Source organism: Sorangium sp. So ce1504, from assembly GCF_051521635.1.
Taxonomy (GTDB): Bacteria; Myxococcota_A; Polyangia; order Polyangiales; family Polyangiaceae; genus Sorangium; species Sorangium cellulosum_B.
This window is the reverse complement of the sequence record NZ_CP150365.1, coordinates 13,237,182-13,254,270: the sequence shown is the minus strand read 5'-3', so window position 1 is coordinate 13,254,270 and position 17,089 is coordinate 13,237,182. Positions and strand designations below refer to the sequence as shown.

Here is a 17,089-nt window from a genome sequence, read left to right as displayed (position 1 = left end):
TCGATTACATCGCGCCCCCCCGAGCGCTTGACCGCAGCTTGAGGCCGCCCTGCTCAACGTCGTACAATAGACCAGAATGAAGTTTTTCCAGGCCATCGCTCGGATGGGGCTGAAGTCGGGCGACGATCCGAAGGTGCGCCAGCACAAGAAGATCCTCACGCTCACCGCGGCGCTCAAGGCGTGCGCGTGCCCCGTCTGGGTGATCGCCTATGGGGCAGCCGGGGACCACCGCTCGGCGGCGATCCCGCTCGGCTACATCGTGTGTACCGGCCTGAGCCTCGCCCACTTCGCCAGGACGAAGAGGTTTGCCGGGTTCCGCTTCCGTCAGGCGCTGCTCATCTTCGCCCTGCCGTTTCTCATGCACGCGAGCCGGGGAGGGTTCGTCGGATCGAGCGGCGTCGTCCTGTGGGCGCTCCTCGCGCCGCTGACGTTGCTGCTGTTCCACGGATCGCGGGCGTCCATCCCCTGGTTCATCGCGTATACGCTGCTCGTGGTGGCCGCCGGCGTTGCCGACCCGCTCCTCTCCGGCGTCGCGCCGGAGGCGCCTCCGAGCCTCCTCGCCGGCTTCTTCGCGATGAACCTCCTCACGGTGTCGGCCATCGCGTACGCAGCGGTGCATTATTTCGCGCGCCAGCTCGCGGAGGAGCAGGAGAAGCTCGCGGAGCTCGTCGTCTCCTCGGCGCAGGCGCTCGACGACATCGCGAGGTGGTCGTCCGCCGCGGCGGCCCAGATCGCGGAGGCGATCGGCGCCCGCGAGGTCGCGGTGTGGAAGGCCGAGGAGCAGGCGATGGTCAGCCTCACCGCGACCACCACCGAGGCGCCGCACGTCGACGCTCTGCGCCAGGCCGCGCTGACCCAACACTCCTTTCCGAGATCCGCGGATGTCGTTGTCCCCGTCCTCGGCATGTCGGGCGACGTCCACGGCGCGCTGGTCATCGTCGGCAGCGGCGTCGTGTGGAGCGATACGACCGGACGGCTCGTCCGCTCGTTCGCGCACCACCTCGGCAGCGCGCTCGAGCTCTCGCGGCTGCGCAAGGATCTCGCGAGCGCGGCGGAGCGGCGGGCAGCGACGCTCGAAGACATGGTGCGCCGCGGTATCGATATCCTGCAGATATGCCCGAGCTGCCAGCGCTGTTACGATCAGCGTGTGGAGCGATGCCTCGATGACGGCGCCGCGCTGAAGAGGCCGCGGCCGTTCCCCTATCGCGTGGCGGGGCGGTATCGCCTGACCCGGGCCGTCGCGGAAGGCGGCATGGGCAGGGTGTTCAAGGCCCACGACGAGCGGCTCGGGCGCGAGGTCGCGATCAAGACCATCAGGACAGAGCACTTCAACAACGAGGATGTGCGCGAGCGGTTCGCGAGAGAGGCGCGCCTCGTCGCGCGAATCCATCATTCGTCCGTCGTCGAGGTGTACGACTCGGGCGAGCTCGAGGACGGGACGCTCTTCATCGTGATGGAGTGGCTGGACGGCTTCACCCTCGCTCACGCCATGAGGTCGCACGGGCCCGGGACGCCAGCCCAGGTGGCGGTGCTGCTGCGCGAGGGTGCCTCGGCGCTCGGCGCTGCGCACGCGGCGGGGCTCGTGCACCGCGACGTCAAGCCGGAGAACATCTTCCTGCTCCCGTCGACGGGGCCGGGCGACTTTCACGTCAAGATCCTCGACTTCGGTATCGCCAAGGAGCTCTCCGCCGACGTGAGCGCGACCTCGACGGGCATCTTCCTGGGGACTCCGCTCTACATGGCCCCGGAACAGGCGCGCGGCAGGTCGGTGGACACGCGCAGCGATCTCTACTCCTTCGCGGCCGTCGCTTACCAGGCGCTCACCGGACGGCGCATCGCCGCCGGAGAGGACCTCGCCACCATCCTGTCGAGCCTCTCGCGCGCCCCTCCGCCGCCCGTCTCGTCGCTGCTCCCGGGGACGCCGCCGGACGTCGACCGCGCCTTCGCGCGGGCGCTCGCGCTGTCGCCCGACGAGCGGCCTCAGGACATCGAGGAGTGGGTGAGCTCGTTCGCCGGCCTGCTCGACAGCCTGCCCAAGCGGAGCCCGGGCTGGCGCATGTCAGGCGACGCGCCCGACATGGAGGAGCTCTCCAGCGCCGAGACGGTCCTGATCCACGAGCCCAGAGCGCGGATGCCGTCGGACATGTCCCGCGCGTCGTGATCGCCCCGCGCGCGCCTTCGCGAGGCGCGATCACGACGCGCACGTCGGGTCTTGCAAAAGGGGCGGGGGAAGGGCTATCCCCGAGAACGGGACCTCATGCTGTGCCCTCGTTGCCACCGGCGGTACGCGGATGACCACCGCTTCTGCCCGCACGACGGAGAGAAGCTGGTCGCGAGCCACGACATCCGGCGGATCCGGTCCCAGCCCACCGAGCACGTGGGCGCGATCGTCGCCGAGCGGTACCGGGTGCGGGGCCTCATCGGCAGCGGCGCCATGGCGCAGGTGTTCCTGGCGGAGGACACGAAGAGCGGCGCGCCCGTCGCGCTGAAGCTCCTGGAGGCGAGGCTCCGCCGCGAGCCCAAGGTGAAGGCGCGGTTCCTCCTGGAGGCCAAGGCCGCGGCCACGGTCGTTCACCCGAACATCGTCGAGGTCCTCGACATCGGCCTCCATGAAGGGTCGCCTTACCTCGTGCTGGAGTTCCTCTTCGGCGAGTCGCTGAGCTCGCTGCTCCTGCGCGAGAAGCGGCTGTCCCCGGAGGCCGGCGTGCCCTTCCTCCTGCAGGCCGCGGCCGGGCTCGGCGCGGCCCACCGCGCGGGGATCGTCCACCGCGACGTGAAGCCCGCCAACGTGTTCCTCGTGGGGGAGAAGGGCGACGCCTGGGCGGCCAAGGTCGTCGATTTCGGGTTCGCGAAGCTGTACGAGCACTCGGGGCTCACGCAGGCCGGGGTGACCGTCGGCACCCTGGAGTACATGGCGCCGGAGCAGACCGTCAGCGACCCTCCCGACGGGCGCACGGACGTCTACGGCTTCGGCATGCTCATGTACCGGATGTTCACCGGCCGGCTCCCCTTCAGCGTCGCGCGGAGCTCCTCCCCCGCCCTGGCGCCCGCCATGGACGAGGCCGTGGTGCTGGCCAACCAGCTCGTCACGCCGCCCCCGCCGCCCAACCTGGGTGAGAGCCCGGCGTCGCGGGCGCTCGAGGCGGTGATCGCGAAGTGCCTGCGCAAGCGGCCGGAGAACCGGTATGCCTCGATGGAGGCGCTCGGCGAGGATCTCGCCCGGCTCGGGCGGCCAGGCGCGCTGGCGGCGCACGCGCCGATCGCCTCGCCCGACGTGTACGCGGCGCAGACGCCCTATGGAGAGCACGCGGCGCGGTTCCTCTACAAGCAGCTCGGCAGGGTGTACGGCGGCGCGCCGTAGCCGCGGCATGCCCGGAGCGCGCTCCCTCGCGCGACGCCGCGCTCCCGCGCTGGCCGCTTGCGCCGCCGCGCTCGGCTCGCCGCTCTGGCCGCTCGCCGCGGGCGCGTCGCCCGAGGAGCCGCGGCAGGCTGCGCCGGCGGCCGCCGCCACGGAGCCCGACATCCGCCCCACGCTGGCGTGGCTCCTCGTCCAGCTCGTGCCGAGCCCCGAGCTGTGGCTCGAACCGGGCGGGGCGCGCTTCGGGTTCCGCTGGCAGGTGACGCCGCTGCTCTACTCGTTCGGGATCAACCGCGAGCTCTCGCCGTGGCGCGCCTTCATCGCGGAGCCGCTCACGCGCCACGCCGGCTCGATCGAGCTCTTCGGCTCGCCCGGGTACGTCGCCCGTCCGGGCGCGTTCGCCGATCGCTGGCTGATCCGGGGCGGCGTCCGCGCTTATTTCCCGCTCCTCGATCGCGGCGACTACCTGTCCTGCTCGCTCGGCGGATCAGCCCTCTATGCTCGAGGGCAGGTGGCGGCCTCGTACGAGGCGGGGGTCTATACCCTGTTCGGCGCCCTGGGCGCGCAGGTGGCGGCCACGCCGACGGCCGCCTTGCGATCGACAACGATCACGCTCAGCATCCGCTACTTCTGACGCCGCGCATGGCCACGCGCTTCTCCTCGTCGCCAGCTCGCCTGTCCGCCGCGGCGCTCCTCGCGCTCGCGGGCCTGTCGTGCGGCGTCCCCGCGCGCATCCTGGAGAGCAACGTGGCGAGGCTGTTCGCGAGCCCGCTGCCCGTGCCGGACAAGGTGCGCGCGCCGTACCGCCCCGAGGCGAGGCTCGCCGCGCTCTGGGTCGGGCACGCGACCGTGCTCGTGCAGATCGACGACCGATGGATCCTGACCGACCCCGTCTTCACGTCGACGGTGGGCCTCATGGTGAAGCGGCTCGTCGAGCCGGGGCTCGCCCCGGAGGATCTGCCGCCCATCGACGCCGTGTTGATCTCGCACATGCACCTCGACCACCTCTCGCTCGGCTCGCTGTCGATGATCGAGCCGAAGGTCCGCGCGCTGCTCGTGCCTCGGGGCGGGCTCGTCTATGTGCCCAACCATAGCTTCGCGTCGTTCGAGGTCCCGACCTGGACGACATGGCGGCAGGGCGATCTGAAGATCACGGCCGTCCCGGTGAGGCACTCCGGCTATCGCTACGGGCTGGACCGGGACTGGATGACCGAGAGCTTCACGGGTTATGTCGTCGAGTACCATGGAATCACGGTCTACTTCGGCGGCGATACAGCCTACGACCGCGATGGCTTCGTGAAGACGCGCGCGCGATTCCCCTCGATCGATCTGGCCCTCTTGCCGATCGCGCCGGTGGGGCCGCGCGAGTTCATGGAGAGCAAGCACGTCGATCCGGCGGAGGCGGTGCAGGCCTTCCTCGACCTCGGGGCGCGGCGGATGATGGCTATCCATTTCGACACCTTCATCAACAGCACCGATACGTTCGGAGAGGCGCCCCGCGAGCTCCGGCGCGTCATGGCCGCGCGCGGGCTGGGGCCGGATCGCGTGATCCTGCCCAGGCACGGAGAGCAGCGGATCCTCATCACGAGGGGCGAGCCCGGGGGCGCGGCGGCGACGAGCGCGCCGGCGCGCGGCGACTAGCCGGGTCAGTCGAGCTCGCGGAGCGCCGCCGCGTAGTCCTCGGGCGTGTTCAGGTTGCGCAGCGATCGCAGCGCCGGATCCGCGGCGCGGAGCCGCGGATCCGCGAGCAGGAGCTCCGGCTCCGCGACAAGGGTGCGCGCCCGCTCGAACAGGGTGGAGAGCCGCAGCCTGCCCTCGGCGAGCAAGGCCGCCACCTCGCCGCGCACCGAGCACGCGTACACCGCGGCGAGCGGGTGATGGTGCCCCTCCGCCCGCGGCACCGCGATGGCGTGGCCGCCCGCCTGGAGATCCGCGAGGCGACGCGCGAAGGCGGGGTGCAGGAAGGGCGCGTCGGTCGAGGCGACGTAGGCCCGCTCGGCGAGCGGCGCGATCGCATCGAGCCCGGCCGCGATGCCCTGCAGCGGCCCGCGGCCCTCCACCGGATCGCGCACGAGCAGCACCCCCTCCGGCAGCGGCGGCAGCTCCTGCCCCGGCGCCGCGACCACCACGATCGGCCAGGCCGCCTCGCCGAGGCGCCGCACTACCCGCTGGAGCAGCGCCTCACCCCCGAACGGCAGCCATGCCTTGGGGCGCCCCATCCGGCGGCTCTGCCCGCCGCACAGCACGACGCCCGCGAGGCCGGCCACGCGGCCCGCCCCGTCGCCGTCCTCCGAGGGCGCCGTCATGAGCTGCACGCCGTCCTGCATACCACCCCCGCCAGGAACATGCGCCCGCGGCGCGCGCCGAGCGCCGCCGCCGGTGCGCTCGTGCCAAGCCTCAAGGCGCCGGCAGGAGGACCCGCGCGCCGCGGGCGAGCGTCACGCCGTCCACGTGGCCCATCAGCGGGCGCTCCGGCAGGACGACGTGAAAGTGCGTGTTCGACCCCATGTGCGTGAAGACGCCGTGGTGGCGCTTCGAGAAGAAGCCCACCAGCACTCCCTCGGCGGCGGGGAGCGCTCCGTTCACCGACGCCCGGACATGGTCCGCGTGACCGCCGCCGGGGGCGAGCTTTCTCCCGTCGATGACGTGCCAGCGGAGATCGCGGAAGCCGCCGCGCACCTGGACCGGGACAGCGCCCTCCGTGTCGAGCCCGCGCTCCCGCAGCAAGGCCTCGATGCGCGCGTCGATCTGCCCGTCAGGCACGTCGGCGTCGAGCGTCGCCTCCTGCCACCGCGCGACGTTCGCCACCACGAAGAGCGTCGCCGCCTCCTCCGCCCCGGCGGGGCGCACGTCGAGGGTCCCGTCGTCGCGCGCGTAGGAGGTCCAGATCGCGTCGTCGACGACCGTCACCTCCCCGCGCAGCTCGCTGAGCGCCCCGATCCCGAACGCGCGCGGGCCCGGCACCACATCGCCGATGCGCACGGCGGGCCCCGTCTGCCCCTCGTGCATGATCGCGCGCAGCGCGCCGAACGAGCGGACCTGCACCGCCGCCGGCGCGCCCGGCGCGGGTCCCGCAGCGGTCTCGCTGGAAGGCGTGCAGGAGGCGATCGGAGGCATCAGGAGAGCTCCGACGAGCCCGAGAAGAACGCTAGGGAGAGTCGCTCGCATCGCTCGCATGGGGTTGCTCCTCTGTCGCGCGCGTCACGCGCGAGAGCGCGCGATTCAGGACGTGCAGCGCGCGCACCACCGCGGCGCGCTCCTCGCAGGGGATGGCGTCCACGATCGACTGGAACCGCAGCAGGCTTTGCCCCTCGAGTCGCCCCGCCATGCGGCGCCCGGTCGAGGTGAGCCGCAGGCGGCGGACCCGCCCGTCTTCCCCGCTGACGTCCTGCTCCACCCGGCCATCCTCGCGAAGGCGCTGTATCAGCCGGGTGACATTGCTCTTGTCGATGCCGAGCGCCCGCCGCAGGTCGCTCTGGGAGAGCTGCTCTCCCGCCCGCTCGGCGTCCGCCAGGACCGTCAGGGCGTGGGCCTCGCGCGGCGCCACCCGGACGCCGCACGGCGTGCGCTCCTCGTCCAGGAGACCGAAACCGCGCACGAAGGCGCGGACCTCCGAGCGGAGCTCTCTCGTGGTCACCCTTCGAGGAGACCACGGATGGTTGCGCTGCGCAACCAATTTGGGGCAGGGGCGTTCCGCGCCGCGGCTACCTCCGGCAACACGGCCGGCGACTGCCGAGTTGTTCTGTTTCTGCGGCATGAGGCCGCGCCGCTCGGCGGCTCCAGATAGCCGACGAGGCGGTCAATCACGAGGATCGACGCCATGGTGCTGCCCTCGACGGGGAGCGCGACGTAGGGATCTCAGCGGCTGGCGCGGCGCTTCCAGCAGCGCCGCGCCCCGCCGGCGGCCGCGCCGCCCAGGTCAAGGCGAGGGCGCTCGCCCCTGCTCCTCCGCGCTCGTGAGCGCGACCTCGCCGAGCACGCCGTGGTTCGCCGCGCCGAACAGGTTGTCCGGATCGACGGCCTGCTTCACCTGCTGCATGAAGGCGCGCGCGCCGTCCGAGTAGATGTCCTTCACGAAATCCTGCCGGATCTTGCCGATTCCATGATGGTGGGACAGCGACCCTCCGGCGGCGAGGATCTCCTCTCGCGCGGCGTGCTCCATCTCGGCGTAATGGCGCACGGGATCGTCGACGCCCTTGGCGTAGAAGCCGAGATAGAAATAGATGCAGACCCCCGTGGGGTAGACCTGGGTGATGCGGCCGGTGAAGAACGGCTTGCCAGGCAGGCGCCGCTGCTCGTGCTCGCGCAGGATGCGCTGGCGCACCCGGTCGTAGAGCTGGAGCGCCCGGCTCCACGGGACGCTCGTCTCGAAGCTCTCCGCGATCGCCCAGTGCTCGAACGTGAGATCGCGGATGTACGCGATGCCGAAGGTGAGCTGATAGCCGCGCTCGCCGTTCGCCGCGCCCGCCTTCATCCCGCCGTGCTGCGCCGCGATGCGGTAGAGCGTCTTCTCCTGGAAGTCGACCTCCTCCTTCGTCCCCTCGAACACGAGGGTGGCGACGGCGAGCTGGTGCGGATCGAAGCCCTTGATCCGGGTCACCACGAGCTTCTCCGCCTGGCTCTTCACCCGGGCGAGCAGCCCGGACTTCTTCGGCTTGAGCGCCTGACCGAAATGGAACTGCGTGTTGTCCATGACGCGCACGCTCGCGGGCAGCGCGCCGGCGCCCTGCAGGTCGTAGAGGAACGCGAGCCCGCGCGCGAGGTCGGGGAAGATGACGCTGCCGTAGCGCTGGACCTCGGGCAGGGGGAACAGCTTGACGACAGCGCTGGTGACGATTCCATAGTTGCCCTCGCTGCCGAACATGCAGTTCTTCGGGTTGGCGCCGACGCTCTCGCGCGGGGCCACGTGCGGCCGCTCGACCACGCCGCGCGCGGTCACGACCTGCATGTCGAGGACGAGATCCTCGATGTTGCCATAACGGTTCTTCTTCATCCCGCTCGCGTTCGTCGCGATCCACCCCCCGAGCGTCGAGAACTCGAGGCTGTCGGGCTCGTGCCCCATGGTGAGCCCGTGCTTCTCGAGCTCCGCGACGATGTGCCGCCCTGTCGCGCCCGCCTCGATGCAAGCCATGCGGTTCACGGGATCGAGCCAGAGGATCCTGTTCATGCGCCGCATGTCGACCGCGATCACCGTCCGCTCCTCGTGGATCGACAGGCGCAGGGCGTCCGTGACGTTGGTGCCGCCGCCGAACGGGACGAGGCACGCGCCGTGTTGCTTGGCGACCTCGGTGAGGCGCACGACGTCGTCGTGCGACGCGGGGAACACGACGAGATCCGGGACGCGCTCGAGGCGCTCGTAGCGGATCGCCCAGATCTCGGCGCCGGTGTGGCCGTGGCCGCGCCGGAGGCGCACGAGCGGGTCCTGCGAGATCTGATCGTCCGCCAGGAAGCCGCGGAGCGCGGCGAGCAGCTCGCTCGCGACCTTGGCGTCGGGGATCCGGGGCGGGTAGTGCGGCTCGTTGCGGTTCTCGTACGAGAGCGGCGCGGCGAGCGTGGCCGACATCCACGGGAGCAGCGACGGCAGCTCGACGTTGCTGATGCTGTACCGCGTGCCGGTCAGCACGACGCTGCCGCTCGGCTTGACCACGAACCGGGTGTCGGCAAAGCCCCAGCCGTCCTTGCGCTCCTCGTCGCGCGCCTCGTCGCGCGCCGCGGGGCCCGGCACGATGCGCGTGCTCGACGGCGTCGCGCCGCGCGAAGAGAGCAGCGTCGAGCCCGAGGGAGTCTCACGTCTTCGATTCACCATGGAGATAAGGCCTTCCAAGCAACCCGCGCACGAGCGCGCGTCCAATCCCGAGTAGGTCGCGCTGGAGCGGGCCGGACGTCCATCGAGAGCGCGCGGCCGCCGATCGACGCCGCGGCTTTTCTGGGCCTGCTCAACGCGCGGCGATGGTGGCACGAACGTCGGCGGGCGTACCACCGGATACTTGGGCGCGGCCGCGGGCCCGTGGATAATGCGCGCCGAGACGCCGCTCGCGATGCGCCCTGCCCCTTTCTTTCTCGCGATGTGCGCAGCGGCCGCGCAGATCGGCTGCGAGCGGTCCGCCAACGTGGGCGCCGGGCTCGCGCCGCCGCCCGTCGTCGCGCCGGCCGCGCCCCGCGACGCCTCTGCGACAGCCCGCGGCGCTCCCGCCGCGCCGGCCGCCACCCCCGCCGCGCCCAACGCTGCCCCCGCCGCGCCCAACGCTGCCCCCACCGCGCCGGCCGACGCGATCACGCTCCTCGCCGGCGGCGACGTCTGCCTCGGCAAGGCGCTCGGCCAGGAGCTGCTCCGCGATCCGGCGTACGATCCGTTCGCCTCCGTCGCGGCGCTGTTCGCGTCCGCCGACGTGCGCTTCGTCAACCTCGAGAACCAGCTCAGCGACCAGGGCGGAGAGACCCAGCACGCGCGCCAGCCGCTCGTGTTCACGGGCCCCCCGGCCGGCGCGGACGCGCTCGCGCGCGCCGGCATCGGCGTGGTGTCGCTCGCGAACAACCACATGTGGGACTACGGCAAGGGCGCGTTCCTCGAGACGCTCGGCCACCTGGAGCGCGCGGGCGTCGCCTACGTGGGCGCCGGCCGGACGCGGCTCGAGGCGTACGCCCCGGCCGTCATCGAGCACCGCGGCTTCCGCGTGGCGCTGCTCGCCGTGACCGGCATCTGGAACCAGGGCTCGCTCTGGCAGCACCCGGCGCGGGAGTTCGTCGCGGCCGCGGAGCGGGACGGGCTCGCCGCCGCGGTGCGCGCCGCGCGCAAGCGGCCCGGCGTCGACGCCGTCGTGGTGAGCTACCACGGCGGCACCGAGTACCTGGACACCCCGCTTCCTCAGGCGCGCGCGCTCGCCAGCGCCGCCATCGACGCGGGCGCCGACGCCTTCCTCGGCCACCACCCGCACGTGCTCCAGGGCATCGAGCTCCGCCGCGGCCGGCCCATCTTCTACAGCCTCGGCAACTTCATCATGAAGGTGAAGAGGACCGGCCCCGCGGCCGAGCTCGCGATGCTCGCGCGCCTGCGCCTGCGGCGGGGCGCGCCGCCCCTCGCCGAGATCTGCCCGGTGCGCAGCGAGGGCCTCGGGACCGTCCCGCTCGCGGCCGACCCGCGGCGGGCCGAGACCGAGGCGGCGTTCGCCGAGCGGATGCGCCGCGTCTCGGCGTTCGTCAAGGGCGAGCCGGCGATCGGCCCCTTCGCCGCCGACGGCTGCGCGCCGCTCGATCCCGCCGCGGAGGCGGCCCCCGCCTCGCCGCCGAGGGTCGCCGGCCCGATCCGCTGAGCGACGCTTCGCGGCCCTGCGGCGGGCACGCGCGCGAATCGCTCGGCACCGTCGGTCGGCGCCGGCTGTTGGGCGGAGGCCGCCCGAAAGGGCGCCCGCGAAGCGGATCGGAGCGAAGCGGGGAGCCTCGATGGCGTCGAGCACGGCGCCATCGAGGCATTCGACGGGCGTTCGCGCCGTACACCCACGAAGCGCTCAGGAGCGCCACATTTTCTTTGGATCAGGGCGTCGCGTTCCAGACGCGACCAGCTGCAGTTCCATTGCTACCGGGGTTGAACACCTCGACGGCCAGGACCTGATAGGTGGGATCGTCGCTCGCATCCAGGTTGTTCATGTTCGGGACAATCCAGCCGGTGTCGGCCCATGCTTTCAGGTGATCGGCGAATATGATCTTGTGGTCCTGTCCGAGGGCCTGCGCCCGAGCAGGCTTGCTCCAGTATTGGTAGAAAGTGGAGCGACCATTGATAGAGGGCTGCTGCTGCCGCGTCGAGCGGTAAGTGGAATATTCGACCCCATCGCTCGTGAAGGTCTTGCCAGCGGTAGCACCCTGGCTGGGATCATAGCTCCATCGCTGCAGGATGTAATACTCCACCAGGTGTGCCGCGTTTGAAGTGGGCATGCTCTTGTCGTACCCCCAGCCGTACAGAGCGATGTAGCTCGCGCCGCTGTCGTTATTGAGGCGGTAGCCGATCACCCTCTTCTCATCTCCGTAATGCCATCCGGGACCACCGACATAGTTATAGCCACCGCCCTGCCAGGTCACGCTGAACTCACCATTCGGGTCCACAGTCAAAGATGTCGAACCGCCATCTTTCCAGTGAGTGAAGAAGAAATCACCAACGTGACCCGTCGCGTGATTCGAATTGATCACAGTCTTCTCAGTGTATCTCTGAGTGTAGGCTGAGTACTTGGAGAAATCGGGGAGGGGCGTGACCGTTGTATCCAGCTCTCCATCGTTGGAGAAAATAGCAAATCCTGCGATGGTGGGGTTATCTACACCCTTGATCAGCTCAATGGTGACGCTGCCGTCATTCACCGCAATATCCGCGAAGGTCTCCGTGTGGCCCACGTCATGACCAACTTCGGTATAAATATCCAGATCACTGATAACGGTGTTACCTTCGATCGCAACGCCAAAACTGCGCGAGCCAGCGCTGGTCTTATCGATTTCCGCAAAATGCAACTTCACGGTGTATTTGCCGTTGGCGGTGACCGGAATTTCATAACTGAATGAGCCATACCGCTCTGTTTGGTAAAGCTGCCCACCGACGACAGCGTCTTGCGTGCTGTTGGGCGTACCACCGCTAGCGTATTTGTCCGCCTGGTACTCCACGCCGTCGACCATTGCGCTCGAAGTACCACCGGAGTTGATGGCGACCACCAATGCGAGATCGCCACCAGACGAGCTGGAGCTGCTCGAAGACGAGCTGGCGCTGCTCGAAGATGAGCTGGAGTTGCTCGAAGACGAGCTGGAGCTGCTCGAAGATGAGCTGGAGCTGGAGCTGGAGCTGGAGCTGGAGCTGGAGGAGGAAGAGCTGCTAGAAGACGATGAGCTGCTCGAGGGCCCTGTGGGATTGGTATCATCGCCGCAGCCAGCTAGCGCGACTGACGCGAACGCCAGTATGAACCAACGAGAGAACTGATTCTGCTTTAAATTTTTCATAGATGTTTCCAATGTTTCCCGAAGATGCACACGAAGCGACTCGCCTGTCAGGGACTCTCTGTCGCGCATTGAGACCAGGGGAGACAACGACATTCGCATATGATCACACAGGATCATGTAGTGCCATTCGCAGAGTCCGAAACCTTATCCGGACACCCATGCTCTCTCTGGAAGATCATGTGGTCCTTCGACTGGATTTATACGCCATGGAGCGACCGCGACACAACGCCATTTTGCGCGGTTTCATTGCTCGTGTTTCTCACCCAACGTTGGCACAGAGGGGGCGGAAAATGCCAACAGGATTGAGACAGGCCGGACGAGAATCCTATGAGTGGATCGCGCAGAGAGGCGCGTTCCGGCTCCAGCCAACGGTCATGCGACTGAGCAGGTCGAGGACGACGTACAGGCAGTAGAAGACCCCAGGCAGCGGCCCGCGCAGCTCGGTGATGTCCCACGTCCAGATCGGGTTGGGGCCGTGGCGGTGAGCGTCGGCTTGGCGTGCTTCATCAGCGCACGCTGGGCGCGCCGCTCGCCGCGCTCGCCGGAGGCGCGAGCAGCCGGTACATCGCGCGGATGGAGGCGAGATGGACGCCGCGCGACAGCAGCGTCGCGCAGACCTCCGGCGGGGGCTGGTCGACCTCAGGCCCCCCCGCGCCGCGCGCCGTCCACCTCGTCGACCGCCTCGAGCGCGCTCTCGATCTCGCGGACGAGCTCGTCCGCCGCCTGCTGCTCCCTGTCGGCGCGCGCCTCCACGGCCGACGCGTCGACGCGCAGCTCCACCCGCCGCAGCACCTCCGCGACCCGCTTGCCCTCCGTCGAGGCGGCGTCCACACGCCGCCGCTTCAGCGCGCCCAGCGCGGCCTCCACAGCCGGCACGAGCGGCGCGGCCACGACGGGGTCGGCGGCCCTCAGCTTGGCCCGGGTGCGCTTCGCAAGATCGAGCAGGCGGCCGCGCGGCGATCGGGCGCGCCGGCGCTGCACGACCCACCCGATCGACACGAGCACGGAGGCGCCGAGCAGCACGGCCGCGCCCTGCACGTAAGGAACGGCCGCGGGCGCGACGGGCGGGAGCACGGCGTCCGGCACCTCGACCGTGATGCCCCCGTGCAGGCAGCTGCCCAGCTCCTGCGCCGTCTGGAGCCGCGAGCGCGCGAGCGGCAGGAGCCGGAGCGGGAGGCACGGGGCTTCCACGCCCGCGAGCGCGCACGCGGGGGCCGGATCCCCTGTCGCGATGGCGCGGACCTCGTGGGTCGCGGGGTCGCGGCTCGTCATGTGAAAGCCGCCCTGCTCGAGGTCGACGAGCCCGCCGCTGTCGACCGACGCGCCGCCCGGCGCGCCCGCGGGCCAGGTCGTCGTCGCCGCGTCGATGACCGAGGCGTCGGTCGAGCAGACCAGCTTGCCGCGGAGGACGATCTCGCCGCCCGGCGCGACGTCGACGTGCTGCGCCGCCACATCGCGCCGGAGTGTGAATGTCTGGGTCATGTCCGCCCCTCGGCTCCGCCGGTGCATCGCCCCCGCGCCATCGTGCCCCGAGCCCCGCCCTCAGTGAAGGTGCGTCCGCGAGGCCGTCTCGAGCAGCATCGCCAGCACGAGCGGATCCCCCAGGCCGCCCGCGGCCCCCGCGTGGCCGCGGAGGCGCGCGAGGCGGGCCGCGTCCTTCAGGAAGAGCGGCTCCCCGAGCGCCTCGGCCGCGGCATGCAGGATCCCCTCCCGCTCGGAGAGCAGCGCGGCGGCGCGGGCGCGATCGCCGAGCGCGATCTGGCGGGCGGCCTCGGCCAGCGTCTCGCCGGCGGCGAAGCCCTGGATCGTGCGGGCGACCGACGGGTCGGCGCTCGCCGCGCTGTCCGCGTCGCCGGTCGCGTACGCGACCCGGAGCGGCGCCTCGTCCACGACGTTCTTCTTGGCGACGCGGTCCTTGTACTTGAGCTCGATCGCCGCGATCGCCCGCGTGTCCGCGCCCGCCGGGAGGCCCAGCTTGAAGAGCATCGCGTGGCTGTCGTCGCGCGAGAACGCCGGGATGAAGAACCGCATCCCGCCCTCGGCGTCGTCCTGCCGGTCCCGCTCGATGCCGTCGCGCCGCGCGGACTGCGCGTCCGCCGCGGCCTCGATCGTCCGCACGCGCGCCGCCTCCACGTCGTTCAGCCGGCGCGACCCGTAGACCTGGAGCAGCTTCACGTCCGGCTTCAGCCGCACCCGCAGCTCGACCGCGGTCGCGACCGGATCGAGCCGCCTGTCGAGCTCCGTCGCGAGGGCCGGGGCGATCTGATCCGGATCGCGCAGGTAGTAGTACCCGCCCGCGCCGTCGCTCGCGATGGCGCTCATCAGCGCGCCGTCGTAGTCGGCGCCGAGCCCGAACGTGCTCGTCTGGACGCCGCCCTGGAAGGCGTCGAGCGCGAGGCGCGAGAGCCGCTCCGAGCTCGTGATCCCGGAGTTCGCGCGCCCGTCGGAGAGCAGCAGCACGACCTTCACCGCGCCCTCCGGGATGCCCGGCCGCGCGGCCTGCGCGTAGCCGAGCGCGAGGCCCTGGCCGATGTTGGTGCCGCCGCCCTCGCGGATGCCGTCGATCGTCGCCTTGATCGCCGCCCGCCGCGGCCCGACGGGCCCATCGTCGATCCTGACGTCGGCGCCGCTCGAGAAGGTGACAAGGGAGAAGTCGTCGTTCGCGTCGAGCTTGTCGACGAGCGCCCGCGCCGCGTCGCGCGCCCGCGCCATGGGCTCGCCCTGCATCGACCCGCTCACGTCGAGCACGAGGTGCACCGACAGGTGCGGCCGCGCCGCGGGCGCCTGCGCCGTCGAGCGGAGCGCGACGCGCACGTGCACCGGGCCGCCGCCGGGCGGGACCCGCGTGCGCTCGAGGTCCGTGCGCAGGGCGAGCGCCGAGCCCTTCGGGACGTCGATCGACGGGGCGTAGCGGGCGCCGACGTCGCTGACGAGCTCGCGCCCGTCGGGCGGGACGATGCCGCGCGCGACCGCGGACTCGAACGCGGCGAGGTGGCCGCCGCCGGGGCGGTACGTGGTGGCGAAGCGGCCGTTCGGGTCGAGGCCCGCGGCCTCGGGCGCCGCGGCGCGGGCCGCGCCCTCGCCCGGCGCCGCGGTGGCCGCCGGGGCGGGGACCACCAGACCGTCGGCGCCTGCGCGCCCCTTCCCACCCGCCATGTCGAGCCTGGGGGCGGCGGGCTCACGCGCCACCAGGAGGGGTTCGGCGGCCGACGCCACGGCCTCGCGCTTCGCCTCGGCGGCGTTCCCGAGCGGCATCGACGCCGGGGACGCCTCCGACGTCGCTGGGGCTTCCTTCGTGCTGCACGCGATCCCCGCCCCCGAGAGCCCCAGCGCGAGCGATCCGCCGAGGAGCGCTCGCTTCACCCACACGATTCCGAGTTCGTTCATGGTCTTCCCCTCCCGCGGACAGAGCGGGTGCTCGGTCTGACGGGTGAGCGCCGCATCTGTTCTGTCGCTCCGCTCCGGAGCGACGGCGCCGGCCGCCGCCGGGCGCTCCAGCCGGAGAGACAGCGGCGATCGCGCATTGTTCGGCAGGAGTCGCCCGTGCGCCGGCGGAAGGCCTCCGCGTCGGCCGCCGCCCGGCCGCCGCCGCCCGCGGGTGCGACAAGGCCGGGGGCGCCCGGCGTCCTGCGCGGAGCGCGGCTGCCGGCCGGGCCCGCCTCCTCGCCTCAGCGGATGTTGACCCTGAGCCTCGTCGGGCGGCCGTCGCGCTCGACGACGACGGAAAGGCTCTTGTCGGAGCGCATGCGCGAGTAGGCCAGCATGGCCTTCTGTGGGTCCGTCAGGTCGATGCCGTTGATCGACTTCACGATATCGCCGCTCTGCACCCCGAACGACTCGAGCACCGAGCCTGGCTTGACCATCATCTTCAGCCCGACCACCTTGTTGTCCCGCATCTCCGGTATCGCCGCCGAGGTCTGCGTCACGAGCTCGGGCTGCGCGAAGATCTTCTCGGCCGCCGAGCGGTCGATGTCGATCTCCGTGTCGCTCACCCGCTGCATCCGCGAGGCGATCTCGGGCGGGACATCGCTCTTGCTGCTCGGGCGGTACGTGGCGCGGGGCGGAGCCGGCGCTGCCGCCTGCGGCTCGGGCTCCTTCTTGCCGCCCTCTCCGCCCTTCTTGCCGAGCTGCATCTGGCAGCGCGCGCCCCCCGAGGTCGAGGTCATCCACACCCGATCCCAGGCGATGTCCTCGACCTTGCGGCCGGCGATCTCTCCGCCTCGCCGCCCGAGCGCCGTGTGTCCGCCGTCGCTCTCGACGGCGGCGAACGACCATTCGGGGTCCTCGGACATCGCGATCAGCACGACGCGGCCCGTATCGCAGGGTGGAGCGAGGTAGGGGTCGAGCTGCGAGAGGTCCGCCGGGCCGGCGGGCGCGGCGCTCGGCGGGGGTACGAGCGGCCCTGTCGTCGAGTCGAACGGATTGCGCTCCAGGATCGGCGCCGCGCTGGGCGGGGGATCATCCTCGGAGAGCGGCACGTCGACCGGATCCATGACGAGGGGGGCGGAGGCCTCGCCGTCCCGCGTGATCTGGTGAGCGATGAGCTGAGATACCCCGGAGGCCTGAAAATACGCGGAGACCGCGACCAATCCTCCCAGGATGAATGCGAATCGGCGCTTGACGAACGCGTCCGGGTTCATGAGTAACGCTCCTCCTGGCCGGAGCGCGCCGGGGCTCGCTGCGCGAGTGTCCCTTGCCGCCGCGGCGTTCGCGGCAGTGCACGCCCTCGCCACCGGCAAGACCGCGCCTCAGGGCGAG

14 protein-coding genes are annotated in these 17,089 nt (G+C 71.2%); 6 read left to right on the top strand and 8 right to left on the bottom strand.

The window, feature by feature from the left end; all coding sequences use genetic code 11:
* Positions 1 to 76: 76 nt before the first annotated feature.
* From WMF39_RS50055 to WMF39_RS50040, 4 genes are all read left to right on the top strand, one after another.
* Positions 77 to 2,161 carry a serine/threonine-protein kinase gene (locus WMF39_RS50055; RefSeq protein WP_437743496.1) on the top strand — a complete coding sequence of 695 codons (2,085 nt, stop codon included), beginning with the start codon at positions 77 to 79 and terminating at the stop codon, positions 2,159 to 2,161.
* A 96-nt stretch (positions 2,162 to 2,257) separates the two neighbouring features.
* Positions 2,258 to 3,361: a serine/threonine-protein kinase gene (locus WMF39_RS50050; RefSeq protein ID WP_437743495.1), complete on the top strand. Its 1,104-nt coding sequence runs from the start codon at positions 2,258 to 2,260 to the stop codon at positions 3,359 to 3,361.
* 7 nt (positions 3,362 to 3,368) lie between these two features.
* Positions 3,369 to 3,992 (top strand): hypothetical protein, encoded by a 624-nt coding sequence (locus WMF39_RS50045; protein ID WP_437743494.1) that lies wholly within the window; start codon positions 3,369 to 3,371, stop codon positions 3,990 to 3,992.
* 8 nt (positions 3,993 to 4,000) lie between these two features.
* Positions 4,001 to 4,999 (top strand): MBL fold metallo-hydrolase, encoded by a 999-nt coding sequence (locus WMF39_RS50040; RefSeq protein WP_437743493.1) that lies wholly within the window; start codon positions 4,001 to 4,003, stop codon positions 4,997 to 4,999.
* 5 nt (positions 5,000 to 5,004) lie between these two features.
* Here the strand turns inward: WMF39_RS50040 and mobA are convergent, their stop codons facing one another.
* From mobA to WMF39_RS50020, 4 genes are all read right to left on the bottom strand, one after another.
* The gene (mobA, locus tag WMF39_RS50035; protein WP_437748136.1) at positions 5,005 to 5,664 is read right to left on the bottom strand and encodes a molybdenum cofactor guanylyltransferase; all 660 of its coding nucleotides are present in this window, start codon (positions 5,662 to 5,664) and stop codon (positions 5,005 to 5,007) included.
* Positions 5,665 to 5,755: 91 nt separating this feature from the next.
* Positions 5,756 to 6,475, bottom strand: coding sequence for an acetolactate decarboxylase (locus WMF39_RS50030; RefSeq protein ID WP_437743492.1), 720 nt, complete (start codon positions 6,473 to 6,475; stop codon positions 5,756 to 5,758).
* Between the two features lie 31 nt (positions 6,476 to 6,506).
* Positions 6,507 to 6,995 carry a MarR family winged helix-turn-helix transcriptional regulator gene (locus WMF39_RS50025; RefSeq protein WP_437743491.1) on the bottom strand — a complete coding sequence of 163 codons (489 nt, stop codon included), beginning with the start codon at positions 6,993 to 6,995 and terminating at the stop codon, positions 6,507 to 6,509.
* Positions 6,996 to 7,277: 282 nt separating this feature from the next.
* The gene (locus tag WMF39_RS50020; RefSeq protein ID WP_437743490.1) at positions 7,278 to 9,164 is read right to left on the bottom strand and encodes an FAD-binding oxidoreductase; all 1,887 of its coding nucleotides are present in this window, start codon (positions 9,162 to 9,164) and stop codon (positions 7,278 to 7,280) included.
* Positions 9,165 to 9,396: 232 nt separating this feature from the next.
* Between WMF39_RS50020 and WMF39_RS50015 the strand changes: the two genes are divergently transcribed.
* The gene (locus tag WMF39_RS50015; RefSeq protein ID WP_437743489.1) at positions 9,397 to 10,668 is read left to right on the top strand and encodes a CapA family protein; all 1,272 of its coding nucleotides are present in this window, start codon (positions 9,397 to 9,399) and stop codon (positions 10,666 to 10,668) included.
* Positions 10,669 to 10,888: 220 nt separating this feature from the next.
* Here the strand turns inward: WMF39_RS50015 and WMF39_RS50010 are convergent, their stop codons facing one another.
* Positions 10,889 to 12,013: a glycoside hydrolase family 11 protein gene (locus WMF39_RS50010; RefSeq protein WP_437743488.1), complete on the bottom strand. Its 1,125-nt coding sequence runs from the start codon at positions 12,011 to 12,013 to the stop codon at positions 10,889 to 10,891.
* 25 nt (positions 12,014 to 12,038) lie between these two features.
* Between WMF39_RS50010 and WMF39_RS50005 the strand changes: the two genes are divergently transcribed.
* Positions 12,039 to 12,311, top strand: coding sequence for a hypothetical protein (locus tag WMF39_RS50005; protein ID WP_437743487.1), 273 nt, complete (start codon positions 12,039 to 12,041; stop codon positions 12,309 to 12,311).
* Positions 12,312 to 12,970: 659 nt separating this feature from the next.
* Here the strand turns inward: WMF39_RS50005 and WMF39_RS50000 are convergent.
* The 3 genes from WMF39_RS50000 to gspC form a co-directional block, all read right to left on the bottom strand.
* On the bottom strand, positions 12,971 to 13,813 hold the full coding sequence (locus tag WMF39_RS50000; RefSeq protein ID WP_437743486.1) for a hypothetical protein: 843 nt from the start codon (positions 13,811 to 13,813) through the stop codon (positions 12,971 to 12,973).
* Positions 13,814 to 13,873: 60 nt separating this feature from the next.
* Positions 13,874 to 15,718 carry a vWA domain-containing protein gene (locus WMF39_RS49995; protein ID WP_437743485.1) on the bottom strand — a complete coding sequence of 615 codons (1,845 nt, stop codon included), beginning with the start codon at positions 15,716 to 15,718 and terminating at the stop codon, positions 13,874 to 13,876.
* Positions 15,719 to 15,999: 281 nt separating this feature from the next.
* Positions 16,000 to 16,971 carry a type II secretion system protein GspC gene (gspC, locus tag WMF39_RS49990; RefSeq protein ID WP_437743484.1) on the bottom strand — a complete coding sequence of 324 codons (972 nt, stop codon included), beginning with the start codon at positions 16,969 to 16,971 and terminating at the stop codon, positions 16,000 to 16,002.
* Between the last annotated feature and the right edge of the window lie 118 nt (positions 16,972 to 17,089).

Bases quoted from the DNA above. Each gene is read 5' to 3' on its own strand.
- WMF39_RS50055 (WP_437743496.1), top strand. From the start codon at position 77: ATGAAGTTTTTCCAGGCCATCGCTCGGATGGGGCTGAAGTCGGGCGAC.
- WMF39_RS50050 (WP_437743495.1), top strand. From the start codon at position 2,258: ATGCTGTGCCCTCGTTGCCACCGGCGGTACGCGGATGACCACCGCTTC.
- WMF39_RS50045 (WP_437743494.1), top strand. From the start codon at position 3,369: ATGCCCGGAGCGCGCTCCCTCGCGCGACGCCGCGCTCCCGCGCTGGCC.
- WMF39_RS50040 (WP_437743493.1), top strand. From the start codon at position 4,001: ATGGCCACGCGCTTCTCCTCGTCGCCAGCTCGCCTGTCCGCCGCGGCG.
- mobA (WP_437748136.1), bottom strand. From the start codon at position 5,664: ATGACGGCGCCCTCGGAGGACGGCGACGGGGCGGGCCGCGTGGCCGGC.
- WMF39_RS50030 (WP_437743492.1), bottom strand. From the start codon at position 6,475: ATGCCTCCGATCGCCTCCTGCACGCCTTCCAGCGAGACCGCTGCGGGA.
- WMF39_RS50020 (WP_437743490.1), bottom strand. From the start codon at position 9,164: ATGGTGAATCGAAGACGTGAGACTCCCTCGGGCTCGACGCTGCTCTCT.
- WMF39_RS50015 (WP_437743489.1), top strand. From the start codon at position 9,397: ATGCGCCCTGCCCCTTTCTTTCTCGCGATGTGCGCAGCGGCCGCGCAG.
- WMF39_RS50010 (WP_437743488.1), bottom strand. From the start codon at position 12,013: ATGGTCGACGGCGTGGAGTACCAGGCGGACAAATACGCTAGCGGTGGT.
- WMF39_RS50005 (WP_437743487.1), top strand. From the start codon at position 12,039: ATGGCGACCACCAATGCGAGATCGCCACCAGACGAGCTGGAGCTGCTC.
- WMF39_RS50000 (WP_437743486.1), bottom strand. From the start codon at position 13,813: ATGACCCAGACATTCACACTCCGGCGCGATGTGGCGGCGCAGCACGTC.
- WMF39_RS49995 (WP_437743485.1), bottom strand. From the start codon at position 15,718: ATGAACGAACTCGGAATCGTGTGGGTGAAGCGAGCGCTCCTCGGCGGA.
- gspC (WP_437743484.1), bottom strand. From the start codon at position 16,971: ATGAACCCGGACGCGTTCGTCAAGCGCCGATTCGCATTCATCCTGGGA.